At 72.2% G+C, this 9,875-nt stretch carries 6 protein-coding genes and 4 pseudogenes; 4 read left to right on the top strand and 6 right to left on the bottom strand.

Annotated elements, in window-relative coordinates; genetic code table 11:
- A pseudogene (locus VR45_RS44755) lies at positions 1 to 143 on the top strand (phosphoribosylanthranilate isomerase); the annotation flags it as partial.
- A 429-nt stretch (positions 144 to 572) separates the two neighbouring features.
- On the opposite strand, the pseudogene VR45_RS49385 reads toward VR45_RS44755, so the two are convergent.
- Positions 573 to 1,115: pseudogene (locus VR45_RS49385) on the bottom strand (ATP-binding cassette domain-containing protein); the annotation flags it as partial.
- A 1,598-nt stretch (positions 1,116 to 2,713) separates the two neighbouring features.
- On the opposite strand from VR45_RS49385, the pseudogene VR45_RS50790 reads away from it, so the two are divergent.
- Together VR45_RS50790 and VR45_RS50785 are read left to right on the top strand one after the other, a co-directional pair.
- Positions 2,714 to 3,337 (top strand): annotated as a pseudogene (locus tag VR45_RS50790) (carbohydrate binding domain-containing protein); the annotation flags it as partial.
- A gap of 147 nt (positions 3,338 to 3,484) precedes the next feature.
- Positions 3,485 to 4,441 (top strand): annotated as a pseudogene (locus VR45_RS50785) (chitinase); the annotation flags it as partial.
- A 136-nt stretch (positions 4,442 to 4,577) separates the two neighbouring features.
- Here VR45_RS50785 and VR45_RS33515 read toward each other — a convergent pair.
- The 5 genes from VR45_RS33515 to VR45_RS33495 all read right to left on the bottom strand — a co-directional run bounded on the left by VR45_RS33515 (position 4,578) and on the right by VR45_RS33495 (position 9,311).
- A complete protein-coding gene (locus tag VR45_RS33515; protein ID WP_045943672.1) occupies positions 4,578 to 5,276 on the bottom strand; it encodes a hypothetical protein in 699 nt (232 codons plus the stop codon).
- Positions 5,267 to 5,530 carry a hypothetical protein gene (locus VR45_RS33510; RefSeq protein WP_159394448.1) on the bottom strand — a complete coding sequence of 88 codons (264 nt, stop codon included), beginning with the start codon at positions 5,528 to 5,530 and terminating at the stop codon, positions 5,267 to 5,269. The genes VR45_RS33515 and VR45_RS33510 overlap by 10 nt, the downstream gene beginning before the upstream one ends.
- A 131-nt stretch (positions 5,531 to 5,661) precedes the next feature.
- On the bottom strand, positions 5,662 to 6,189 hold the full coding sequence (locus tag VR45_RS33505) for a peptidylprolyl isomerase (RefSeq protein WP_045943670.1): 528 nt from the start codon (positions 6,187 to 6,189) through the stop codon (positions 5,662 to 5,664).
- A 126-nt stretch (positions 6,190 to 6,315) separates the two neighbouring features.
- Entirely contained in the window at positions 6,316 to 7,053 is a 738-nt protein-coding gene (locus VR45_RS33500; protein ID WP_045943673.1) for a DUF2278 family protein, read from the bottom strand.
- 197 nt (positions 7,054 to 7,250) lie between these two features.
- Complete coding sequence (locus VR45_RS33495) at positions 7,251 to 9,311, bottom strand: phosphocholine-specific phospholipase C (protein WP_045943669.1); 2,061 nt, start codon at positions 9,309 to 9,311, stop codon at positions 7,251 to 7,253.
- Positions 9,312 to 9,588: 277 nt separating this feature from the next.
- Here VR45_RS33495 and VR45_RS33490 point away from each other — a divergent pair.
- The coding region (locus VR45_RS33490; RefSeq protein ID WP_199926049.1) for an aldo/keto reductase at positions 9,589 to 9,875 on the top strand (287 nt) is incomplete at its 3' end.

Below are 9,875 nucleotides of genomic sequence, written 5' to 3'. Positions count from 1 at the left end.
GTCTCAGCCCGGCGAACGTCCGTGAGGCCGTCGCGGCCGCGAACCCGTGGGGCGTGGACGTCTCCAGCGGGGTCGAGGTCCGGCGCGGGGTCAAGGACCCCGACCTGATCACCGAGTTCGTCCACGCCGCCAAGTCCCGCTGAACCCCCGTCGGCCCGCCCGGGCGCGGGGCGGAGCGGCGGGTCCGCCGCTCCGCCCCTGGCGGCACCGTCACCCGGACCTCTCCGGCTCCCCCTTCTCGGCTTCTCCGGACTCCTCGGGCGGCCGGGTCCGCTGGGTCGGCAGGCCGGTGCGTTCGTTCTGCAGGTCCCACAGCTCCCTGAACCGCCCGGCCCCGTCGGCGACCAGTTCGGCGAAGGTCCCTCCTGGAGGACCCGGCCGTTCTCCAGGACCACGATCCGGTCCGCGACGGCCACGTTGGTGAGGCGGTGGGTGACCAGGACGACCGCGCGCTCCCGGGCGACCGCCCGCAGGTTCTGGAAGATCCGGTGCTCGGCGCGCGGGTCGAGCGCGGCGGTCGGCTCGTCCAGGACGAGCAGCCCGGCCTCGCGGTGGAAGGCCCGGGCGATGGCCAGGCGCTGCCACTGCCCGCCGGACAGTTCCTCGCCGCCCAGCCACTCCACCGCCAGCAGGGTGGACAGGCCCCGGCGGAGCTTGGCGACGACGTCGGAGGCCCCGGAGGCCTCGGCGGCGCGCAGCACCGCCGCATCGCCCTCGGGCGTGGGCTGGCCCAGCGTGATGTTCTCGCGGCAGGTCAGGGGCCAGCGCGCGTAGTCCTGCGGGACCACGGCGACCTGGCGCCACAGGGCGTGCGGGTCGAGCTCGCGGGTGTCGCGCCCGTCCCAGCGCACCGCTCCGGCGTCCGGGAGGTAGAGGCCGGCCAGGAGCTTGGAGAGGGTGGTCTTGCCGGAGCCGTTCTCGCCGACCAGGGCGAGGATCTCCCCGCGCTCGACGTGCAGGCTCACCCCGTCCAGCGCCTTGCGGTCGGCGGCGGGGTAGCCGTAGCTGAGGTCCTCCACCGCGATCCGCTCCGGTGCTCCGGGCGTTCCGGCGCCGCGCTCGGGCCGGTGGCCGCCGGCGGTGTCGAGGAAGTTCGACCAGTCGTCCAGGTACATGCCGGTGCGGAACAGGTCGGCGCCGTAGCCGACGATGCCGCGCAGGCTGGTGCCGACGGCGGCCAGCGCGAACACCGCGGCGCCGCCGCGCGGCAGGCTCATCCGGCCGGTGCTGACCAGCCACAGCATCGCCGCCCAGACCAGGGCCGTCCCGAGCCCGGAGGCGGCGGCGCCGACCACCGACACCCGGGCGCTGCGCCGCGCCGCCTGCCGCGAGTTGGCGTCCAGCCGCCGTCCGACGTGGTCGTACTTGCTGAGCAGGAACTCGCCCATGGTGTCGGAGCGGACCTGGTCGGCGTTGCGCTTGAGGTGGATGTACCAGCGCAGGTTGGCCATGATCCGGCGGTCGCCGATCGCGGCCCGGTTGGCCAGGAACTGGACCCGGGCGGCGTGCACCGAGGCGATTCCCTGGGGCAGCGCCGCCAGTACCAGCAGGGGGAGCAGCGCGGGGTGGAGCACGGTCAGCACGCCGGCCGCGCCGAGCAGGGAGGCGAGGGAGGCGAGCAGGTTCTGCGCCTCGCCGACGATGTCCACGCAGACCTCGGCGCCCCGGTCGGCGGCCTCCAGCTCGTCGTTGTAGCCGGCGTGGTCGTAGGCGGTCAGCTCGGCCGCGACGGTGGCGCGCAGCACCGAGGCCTCCGCCTCCCGGGAGATGCGCGGCGAGAGGTGGATGGTGATGGACTGGATGGTGATGCCCAGCAGGGAGCGGGCGCCGGCGGCCGCCGCGATCACGACGATCGACGGTGCGGCGTGGGCGAGTTTGGCGCCGACCTGGCCGGGGCCGAACAGGGCCGAGATCGTCCCGGTGGTCGCGAACAGGCCGGCCGCGCCGAGGACGGCGGACACCGCCTGGCAGGCGAGGAGCAGGGCGACGGAGGTGCGGTCGATGCGCCAGCCGAGGCGGAAGGCGCGGACGACGAGCGCGGGCAGCCGGCGGGCCATCGCGCTGACGCTGATCGCCTCGATCGCCTCGATGCGGCGCCCGTCGGCGAGCCACTGCAGTTCCTCGTCGGAGGTTCCGGTCGAGGTCGTCGTGGTGCTCAAGCGTTCGCCTCCTGCTGCGGTGCGAGGGCCGGCCGGGCCGACGGGACGGGTGGGGACACGGGGACAGGTGGGAGGTGGATCGCCGGGGTGGGGTGACAGGCCACGGGGCCTCCAGTCGCGGAGCGGTGCGCGGACGGGCGGAAGTACCGGGCCCGGCCATGGCGAATCAGCACAACTCGGCTTCCAGGAAACCGAGTTGGCGAATCCGTCACGGTCGGGGTGGGGTCCGATGATGGTGCTGTTCGAGCGCGTCGTTCAAGCGGATTTCCCTCCGGGCGAGCCCGGGTCGAACAGGGACTTTTCGAGCACGCCCCCGGTGGTCCGGGGCCGCCCCGCGCCGGGGGCGGACGGCGTGTCGGGCGGGCGGCCGCGAGCCGGGGCGGCCCTCCTCGGATTCACTCGTTCGGATGGTCGGATGTCGGGGCGGTTTGCCGCCCCGTCGGGCTTGACGGTCCGTCGGTTGCCTCCCTAATTGGTCCAGACCCTCGCAATTGGTCCAGACCTATTGACGTGCCCGGCCGCCCCTCCTACGATCCGGACCGGCACAGCCCCACATGTCCCCCACCTCACCCAGAGCCGGGCGTCACGCCCCCACGCGTCGGTCTTGTCCCTGGCGCTCGGCGGGAAGGGAGCACAGCATGTTCCGTCGAAGGTCGCGCACCCCGGATCCGCAGCCCCGGGCCACCCTGGAACGCGCCGCCCGGACGTACCGGACCGGCCGCGCCGCCCGGTCCGGACCGAGCGCGGTGAACCGCTCCCTCGCGCTGGTCAGCGCCGCCGCCGTGATCGGCGCCGGCCTCGTCGTGGCCGGCAATGTCACCGCCGGTGCGGCGGTCCCCAACCTGCTGGCCAACCCCGGCTTCGAGAACGGACTCTCCGACTGGACGTGTTCCGGCGGCTCCGGCGTCGCCGTCGGCAGTCCGGTGCACTCCGGCTCCTCCGCGCTCAAGGCCACGCCGGCCGGCTCGGACAGCGCCCAGTGCACCCAGACCGTCAGCGTGTTGCCCAACTCGCAGTACACGCTGAGTGCCTACGTCCAGGGCAGCTACATCTACCTGGGCGCCACGGGCACGGGCCTGAGCGGCGCCCAGTCCACCTGGACGCCTAGCAGCGCCTCCTACAGCCAGCTCAACGTCGGCTTCAGCACCGGACCGAGCACCACCTCGGTGACGATCTTCCTGCACGGCTGGTACGGACAGCCCGCGTACTATGCGGACGACGTGGTGCTCAGCGGCCCCGGCGGCACCACGACGCCGCCGACCACGCCTCCCACCACCCCGCCGACCACCCCGCCCACGACGCCGCCGACCACGCCGCCGACCGGTGACACCTGCCCCACCAAGCCCCGCCCCGCGGGCAAGGTCCTCCAGGGCTACTGGGAGAACTGGGACGGCGCCTCCAACGGCGTGCACCCGGGCATGGGCTGGGTCCCCATCACGGACAGCCGGATCGCCGCGCACGGCTACAACGTCATCAACGCCGCCTTCCCGGTGATCCTCTCCGACGGCACCGTCCTGTGGCAGGACGGCATGGACGCCGGCGTCAAGGTCTCGACCCCCGCCGAGATGTGCCAGGCCAAGGCGGCCGGCGCGACGCTGCTGATGTCGATCGGCGGCGCCGCGGCGGGCATCGACCTCGGCTCCAGCACCGTCGCGGACAAGTTCGTTGCGACCGTCGTCCCGATCCTGAAGAAGTACAACTTCGACGGCATCGACATCGACATCGAGACCGGCCTCTCCGGCAGCGGCAGCATCGGCACGCTGTCCGCCTCCCAGTCCAACCTGATCCGCATCATCGACGGAGTCCTCGCCCAGATGCCCGCGGGCTTCGGTCTGACGATGGCCCCCGAGACCGCGTACGTCACCGGCGGCAGCGTCACCTACGGCTCGATCTGGGGCGCCTACCTGCCGATCATCAAGAAGTACGTGGACAACGGCCGCCTGTGGTGGCTCAACATGCAGTACTACAACGGCAGCATGTACGGCTGCTCCGGTGACTCCTACCAGGCCGGCACCGTCCAGGGCTTCACCAAGCAGACCGAGTGCCTGAACAACGGCCTGACCATCCAGGGCACCACCATCAAGGTGCCCTACGACAAGCAGGTGCCCGGTCTGCCGGCCCAGCCCGGCGCGGGCGGCGGCTACATGGCGCCGAGCCTGGTCAGCCAGTCGTGGGGGGCCTTCGGCGGCGCCCTGAAGGGCCTCATGACCTGGTCGATCAACTGGGACGGCTCGAAGGGCTGGAGCTTCGGCGACAACGCGAAGTCCCTCCAGGGCCGTTGATGCCCCAGTGACACCGCGCTGACGTCGAGCGGACCGCCCGTTGCGGCAAGGGGTCCCGGGAGCACGTGATGCTCCCGGGACCCCTTCGTCGTCCGGTCGCCCAGGTCGCCGGCGTGGCCCCGGTCCGGGAGGGGGTTCAGTCGACCAGCGCCCGGAGGGCCAGGCCGGTGTACAGCAGGAGCAGCGGGATCGCGAAGCCGCCGAAGACGGCGGGCAGGACGGACTCCGGGCTGCCGATGCCGACGCCGGTGAGCAGCGGGCGGATCCACAGGAAGAGGAGGGTGGCCAGGACGGGGAGGGCGGTCTGGGCGAGGGGGCGCCAGGCCAGGTCGTGCAGTTGGTCCGCTTCCGCCGCGACGGACAGCGGCACCACGAAGCAGACGAAGAACACGCCGAAGAACAGCAGCAGGAAGAGGCGCATGCCGCCGATCGTCGTGCCGGTGTCGACGTGCTGGGAGAGGTCCGAGGTGCGTACCAGGGAGCCCAGTTGGGGCGCCGACGGGGCCCACAGGACCTGCACCCGGTCGTCGGTGCGGGGCTCCTCGTAGGTGTCGGCGCCCCAGGCGGTGATCCGGCTGCCGTCGGGGAGGACGAGTTCCAGATCGGAGTCGTAGTGCGTCACCACGCCGTCGGAGTCCTCGACCGCCCCGGCGTCCGTCACCCCGACCACTGTCGCGGTGGACAGCACCGCGCCCGCGTTCTTGAGCGCGCGCACGTCCTCGCCGCCGTCCATCGCGTGCAGGGCGCCCGGGAGCGCGGCCGCGAACGGCAGCAGCAGGAGGACGGCGGTCACTCGCACCCAGACCCAGGGGGTCGCGTCGAAGGTCAGCGGCACCCGGAACCGAGCGGGCCGGTGTCCTTGGACAGGGAGACCCGGCGGCGCTTGCGCCGGGCCCGCACCCGGACGGCCTTGGACGCCCACAGTGCCGCCACCCGCAGCCAGAGCAGGCCGATGCCGATCCGGCCGAGGGTGTCGAGCGTGGTCAGCGGCTGGCGGGTCCCGCCGCCCAGGCCGAACGCCCAGACGATCGCGACGGACAGGACCGCCCACGCACCCACCGCACTCACCCGCGCCGTCCAGACCAGCACGTGCCCCACCGCCCCCGATGTCGATCATCCGGGCGGGATCCTCCCACACCGAGGTTTCGGGCCTGCGGTGCGGGGCGGGGCGGCGCGGGACCGGGCTCCGGCCCGGGTGAGGGGTGGTCGGTGCCGGTCGGTCAGCGGTTCTCGACGACGACCTTCTCGATCACGACGTCCTGCACCGGCCGGTCGTTGCGAGGGTTGGTCTCCGTGGTGGCGATGGCGTCGACGACCTTGCGGCCGGCGTCGGTGGTGACCTCGCCGAAGATGGTGTGCTTGCCGGTGAGCCAGGTGGTCGCCCCGACGGTGACGAAGAACTGGGAGCCGTTGGTGCCCGGCCCGGCGTTGGCCATCGCGAGCAGGTAGGGCCTGGTGAACGCGAGGTCCGGGTGGAACTCGTCCGCGAACTTGTAGCCGGGCCCGCCGGTGCCGTTGCCCAGCGGGTCGCCGCCCTGGATCATGAAGCCCTCGATGACGCGGTGGAAGACCGTGCCGTCGTAGAGCGGTTCCTTGCTCTTCTGGCCGGTGGCGGGGTCGATCCACTCCCGTTCGCCGGTGGCGAGTTCCACGAAGTTCTTGACGGTCTTGGGGGCGTGTTCCGGGAACAGCCGGATCTCGATGTCGCCCTGGTTGGTCTTCAGTGTCGCGTACAGTTCTTCCGCCATCACAAGTTCCTTGTCGGGTCCGACTGATGGGGCCAGTCTTGCGGCCGGACCGGGGGCCTCGGGGGCGGCGACACGGGATCTCACCCGATCGGGTGGCTTCGGCGGCCGGGGCCCGTCGCGGGTCGGTCAGAGCGGGTGGCCCGCTCCGTCGGTGTTCAGGCTCTGGGTGTTGAACCTGATCTGCCAGACGACCACCCGTCCGTCCGCGAACTCGCAGACGACGGCGCCGTCCTGCCAGATGCCGTCGGTGTCGTACCACTGACTGCCCAGCGGGTCGCCCTGGTTGAGGTGCACGTCGTGGACGCCGAGGCCCGTGGTGAAGCGCTGGCCGAAGACGTAGATCCGGTCGGCGGAGCGGAGCAGGGGCTCCAGCACGTCGAGCGCGTTGTCGCCGTTGCTGGCCACCCACGGGTACACCGCGACGGGGCGGTTCGGCAGCCTGTGGAGCAGCGCCACCAGCCGGTCGGCCACGGTCGGGCCGAACGCCGGCGCGCCGACGGGCTGCTTCTGCAGCAGCGAGACCACCCGCAGCACCAGCCCCCTGAGGGCGCGCAGCCAGTCCGGGTCGCGGAGCAGCGGGCTGCGGGCGTAGTCCAGCGCGCCGGAGGTGGATGAGGACTCGAGTCGCTGGAAGCCGTCGGGGAGCTGGGGGAGGGAGCCCAGGTCGGAGCGGTGCAGGCCGTCCACCAGCCGGTAGGAGACGCCCACGCTGCCGGGCGCGTCGACGTCGAGGGCGGCCTCGAAGGTGCCGGTGGGCGTCGTGAGGGTCAGATGGCCGTGGTACCACTGGCCGAAGTCGTGCGAGGGGTCGCGGGAGAAGTCCTGGAAGGTGCCGACGGCCACGCCGTACAGGGGAAGGGGCATGGCCCAGGTTTGCACGCCGCGGGCGCGTGCGCGCACAGGCGCGGCCGGGCGCGCGTGGCCTTGCTCCGGGCGTGTCCCTGCCTGGGGCGGTCTGCCCCGAGGGCGGTCCGGCCCGGGCACCCCGGAGTGCGGGGCGCCCGGGCCGGACCGACGGGTTTCGGGCGGGTTCGGGCGGATTCTGGCAGGTTCGGGCGGGCTCAGTAGGTGAGGAGGCCCGGGTCGGAGAGGCCGGGGGCGCCGGTCTCGACGTGGCCGGCGAGGCGGCGGACGAAGTCGGCCGTCACGGAGGAGGTGACGGTGACGTCGTACCAGTTGCGGCAGCCGCGCAGGTCCACGGTGTACCCGACGGTCGCGCCCCGGCGGACGGTGACGGTCTGCGGGGTGCCGCCGTAGGCGTTGGCGACGGTGAGGACGGCGTCGGCGCCGGCGGGGTTGGTGAAGGTGAGGTCGAGGTTGCCGGTGGTCGGGTTGTGGCGCGCGGAGACCTCGGGCCCGGCGGTCTTGCCGGGGTTGCGGAAGCGGCGCAGGAAGCCGTTGGGGCCGTGCACGGTGAGGTCCGTGAGGCCCTTGGAGTAGGTGGTGTTCCAGGCGTCGGAGATGTTCTTGCCCGCCTCCGCGGTGTAGGTCCACGGACCGTCGGTGCGGTTGGGCGAGGTGACCAGGAACTGCGCGCCGGCCGCCGCCCCGCCGCTGAAGGCCAGGCGGTACTTGCCGGTCGCGATGTCGGCCGAACCGTCCACGTACGGTGCGTACTTGAGCGGACGGGTGGGCTTGGTGCCGGCCTCCTGCTTCGGCATGGTGCCGACGGCCGGCGGGGCGGGCACGTAGTCCGGGTGCCGGTTGGCGTCCTGCGGGCGGTAGCCGGCGGTGGACGGCAGGGCCGCGGGCGCCGGGTTGGAGGCGGTGAAGTCGAAGGCGGTGGTCAGGTCGCCGCAGATCGCGCGCCGCCAGGGCGAGATGTTGGGCTCCAGCACGCCGAAGCGGCGCTCCATGAAGCGGATGATCGAGGTGTGGTCGAAGGTCTCCGAGCAGGTGTAGCCGCCGGTGCTCCAGGGCGAGACGACCAGCATCGGCACCCGCTGGCCCAGGCCGTAGGCGCCGGCGCCGTAGCCGATGCTGCCGCCGTAGTAGTCCGCGCCGGTGGCGACGGTCGACAGGCCCTGGGAGGCGGAGGAGGGCGGGAACGGCGGCACCACGTGGTCGAAGAAGCCGTCGTTCTCGTCGTAGGTGATGAACAGCGCCGTCCGGGCCCAGACATCGGGGTTGGAGGTGAGCGCGTCCAGGACCTGCGAGATGTACCAGGCGCCGTAGTTGGCAGGCCAGTTGGGGTGCTCGGTGAACGCCTCGGGGGCGGCGATCCAGGAGATCTTCGGGAGCGTGCCGGCCTGCACGTCGCGCCGCAGGAGGTCGAACAGGCCGTCGCCCGCCTTGGCGTTGGTGCCGGTGCGGGCCTTGTCGTACAGCGGGCTGCCGGGCTTGGCGTTGCGGTAATTGTTGAAGTACAGCAGCGAGTTGTCGCCGTAGTTGCCGCGGTAGGGGTCGTTGATCCAGCCCCAGGAGCCGGCCGCGTCCAGGCCGTCGCCGATGTCCTGGTAGATCTTCCAGGAGACGCCGGCCTGCTCCAGCCGCTCGGGGTAGGTGGTCCAGCCGTACCCGGCCTCCTGGTTGCCGAGCACCGGGCCGCCGCCGGTGCCGTCGTTGCCGGTGTGGCCCGTCCACATGTAGTAGCGGTTCGGGTCGGTGGAGCCGATGAACGAGCAGTGGTAGGCGTCGCAGAGGGTGAACGCGTCGGCGAGCGCGTAGTGGAACGGGATGTCCTGGCGGGTCAGATAGGCCATCGTGGTGGCCGTCTTGGCCGGCACCCACTGGTCGTACTTGGCGTTGTTGAACGCCTTGTGGCCGCCGGCCCAGTCGTGGTTGAGGTCCTGGACGAACTGCATGCCCAGGTTGTTCACCTGCGGGCGGAACGGGAGGATCTCCTTGCGGGCGGAGTCCGTCTGGTACCAGACCGGCTTTCCGCTCGGCAGGGTGACCGGGCGCGGGTCGCCGAAGCCGCGCACGCCCTTCATCGCGCCGAAGTAGTGGTCGAACGAACGGTTCTCCTGCATCAGCACGACGATGTGCTCGACGTCCTGGAGAGTCCCGGTGGCGCCGGCCGGGGCGATCGCGGCGGCACGCGCGATGCTCTGCGACAACGACGAGAACGCGGCGGTGGCGCCCGCCAGTTGGAGGAAACGGCGCCGGTTCAGCTCAGCCATGGGTGGGAGACCTCTGCCTGTCATGGGGGGTGGAGGAACGGTGCCTGAAGAGGACAGCGGCTACGGGGTACGTCCGGGCCGACCACCGGTGTCCGGTTGCTGTACGTCAGAAGAACGCCTCGACTTGTATGGACATCCTGTGGCGCCCCCGGGGGAGTGCGGCAGGGGTCGTGCGTCACCTGTGGCGGGCGTCACAGTGCGGCCGTGCGACCGTGCGGCCCCCCGGGGGGGTGTGCGGCGGACCTGCGGTGCTGCGGTTCTGTGAGAGGGTCGGCCCATGGAACAGCGCGTTTTGGGACGAACCGGCCGATCTGTCGCGGTCGTGGGACTCGGCACCTGGCAGCTCGGTGCCGACTGGGGCGACGTTCGGGAGGAGGACGCCCTGGCGGTGCTGGACGCCTCGGTCGAGGCCGGTGTCACCCTCTTCGACACCGCCGACGTCTACGGGGACGGCCGCAGCGAGCAGCTGATCGGCCGCTACCTGAAGGGCCGTCCGGATGCGGAGGTGTTCGTCGCCACCAAGTTCGGCCGCCGGGCCGAGCAGCGACCGGAGCACTACAGCCT

Source organism: Streptomyces sp. NRRL S-495, from assembly GCF_000966955.1.
GTDB lineage: Bacteria > Actinomycetota > Actinomycetes > Streptomycetales > Streptomycetaceae > Kitasatospora > Kitasatospora purpeofusca.
Note: the sequence above shows the minus strand (reverse complement) of the source record. Positions and strands in the feature narration are given on the sequence as shown.

Excerpts from the sequence above, each read along its gene's own strand:
- VR45_RS33505 (WP_045943670.1), bottom strand. The coding sequence starts at position 6,189 with ATGGCGGAAGAACTGTACGCGACACTGAAGACCAACCAGGGCGACATC.
- VR45_RS33495 (WP_045943669.1), bottom strand. The coding sequence starts at position 9,311 with ATGGCTGAGCTGAACCGGCGCCGTTTCCTCCAACTGGCGGGCGCCACC.
- VR45_RS33500 (WP_045943673.1), bottom strand. The coding sequence starts at position 7,053 with ATGCCCCTTCCCCTGTACGGCGTGGCCGTCGGCACCTTCCAGGACTTC.